Below are 470 nucleotides of genomic sequence, written 5' to 3' on the forward strand. Positions count from 1 at the left end.
CTGCCTCAGGTCCGTCTATAAGCCGCATTCTGTCCATGACGCTTTCGCGCCACTGTGCGATCATCTCTCTGGGCGGCGCGTCGCCGCACCGCTCGATGCAACCTACCCGGGACTGGCCCTCTCATCGCATGAGAGGGCACGTATGAAGGCGAGCCGCCTCCCGCCATCCGCAGATGGCTTCGTCCCTGCTTGGTCTTGCTCCCGGCGGGGGTTACCTGGCCACCCGTATTACTACGGATGCCGGTGGTCTTTTACACCACCTTTTCACCATCACCCCCCTCCACCCCATCCCCTCTCCCAGTGGGAGAGGGGCGCAGGGGTGAGGGGTGGCTGTTTGTTTCTGTGGCCCTCATCCGGCAGGTTAGCTCCTCACGGAGGGTTCCCCGCCCCGGGTGCTATCCGACGCCGTGCTCTATGGAGTGCGGACTTTCCTCGATCCCGACAACGCAGGACCGCGATCGCCCGACCGA

At 64.3% G+C, this 470-nt stretch carries 1 other RNA gene; it reads right to left on the minus strand.

Annotation, left to right across the window (positions count from 1 at the left end):
• Window positions 1-2: 2 nt before the first annotated feature.
• Window positions 3-470, minus strand: an RNA gene (gene rnpB / locus ACO0K4_RS19455) — RNase P RNA component class A; the annotation flags it as partial.

This window comes from Undibacterium sp. RuTC16W, assembly GCF_049339445.1.
GTDB lineage: Bacteria > Pseudomonadota > Gammaproteobacteria > Burkholderiales > Burkholderiaceae_D > Undibacterium.